This is a genomic window from Arthrobacter sp. SAFR-044, assembly GCF_051965175.1.
Taxonomy (GTDB): domain Bacteria; phylum Actinomycetota; class Actinomycetes; order Actinomycetales; family Micrococcaceae; genus Arthrobacter.
On sequence record NZ_JBQCMK010000032.1, the window covers coordinates 1 to 1312 of the forward strand.

A 1312-nucleotide genomic window follows, 5' to 3' on the forward strand; every position below is an offset into this window, starting at 1 on the left:
TGTTAGCGGCCATGAAAAACTGCCCATAGGCGGCCACGAAAATGCCCACTGACGGCCAGTAGAACTGCCCAGCGGTGGCCATGAGATCTGCCCACTTCCTTACTGAACCTGCCGCGTCTTAAGCGGCGGGGGCCTCTCCCCGGGATTTGATGACGGTGTCTAGACGCACCAAGTCACTCGGGAAGAGGCCCTGTATGAAGCATGACGGAGAAATCATGGAAATTCTTGCTGCCTACGATCTGACCGGATCGTTGCGCGCGACGGCGGAACTGACAGGCTGTTCGCACCACACTGTTGCCAGGCATGTCGCCGCCCGGGACGCCGGCCGGCCGATCGCCCAACCAGCTCCCCGGCCGCGGGTCACGGATTCTTACCTGCCCAAGATCGAGGAATGGATCGAGGCGTCCAAAGGGCGGATCCGCGCCGACAAGGCCCACGAAAAGCTCCTGGCCCTGGGCTATACGGGATCGGAACGGTCGACCCGCCGGGCGATTGCCCAGGTGAAGGCCGCCTGGCGGTTGGGCCACACCCGCGTGCACCGGCCTTGGATCACAGAGCCGGGGATGTGGCTGCAGTACGACTTCGGCGACGGGCCCCGCATTGACGGGGTGAAGACCATCCTGTTCGTGGCCTGGCTGGCGTTCTCGAGGTTCCGGATCGTGATCCCGTTGCGGGACCGGACCGCGCCGAGCGTGTTCGCCGCCCTGGACCGCTGCTTCCGGGTCCTGGGCGGGGCACCGACCTACGTCCTGACCGATAACGAGAAAACCGTGACCACCGCCCACGTCGCCGGGGTCCCGGTGCGGAACCAGCAGACCTTGGACTTCGCCCGCCACTACGGGGTCACCGTGCTGACCTGTCAGCCAGCGGATCCCGCCACGAAGGGCGGGGTTGAGGCGTCGGTGAAGCTAGCCAAGGCCGACCTCGTGCCCAAAGACACCAACCTCCGCCCCGGCTACGCCTCCTTCGCCGAGCTCGAGAGCGCTTGCGAGGAATTCATGGCAGAGGTGAACAACCGGGAACACCGGGCGACCCGGCGAAAACCCTCCGCCATGCTCACTGAGGAGCAGCCCCGGCTGCACCGCATCCCGGACACCGCGCATACGGTCGCGTTCGGACTCTCCCGCACCGTCCCGGACAACACCCCAATGGTCGCCTTCGAGAACGGCCAATACTCCGTGCCCGCGCATCTGCTCGGGGCGAGGGTGTTCGTCCGTTCCCACGGCACCGGGCCCGACGAACAGGTCATCATCGTCCACCACGGCCCCGCCGGCCCCGTCGAGGTCGCCCGACATCACCGGGCCAGGCCCGG

1 protein-coding gene is annotated in these 1312 nt (G+C 66.5%); it reads left to right on the forward strand.

The features are described 5' to 3' along the window. Window positions 1-194 precede the first annotated feature (194 nt). Window positions 195-1312 (forward strand): IS21 family transposase (gene istA, locus ACTHQS_RS20990; protein ID WP_440172728.1); only part of this gene is annotated, 1118 nt, incomplete at its 3' end.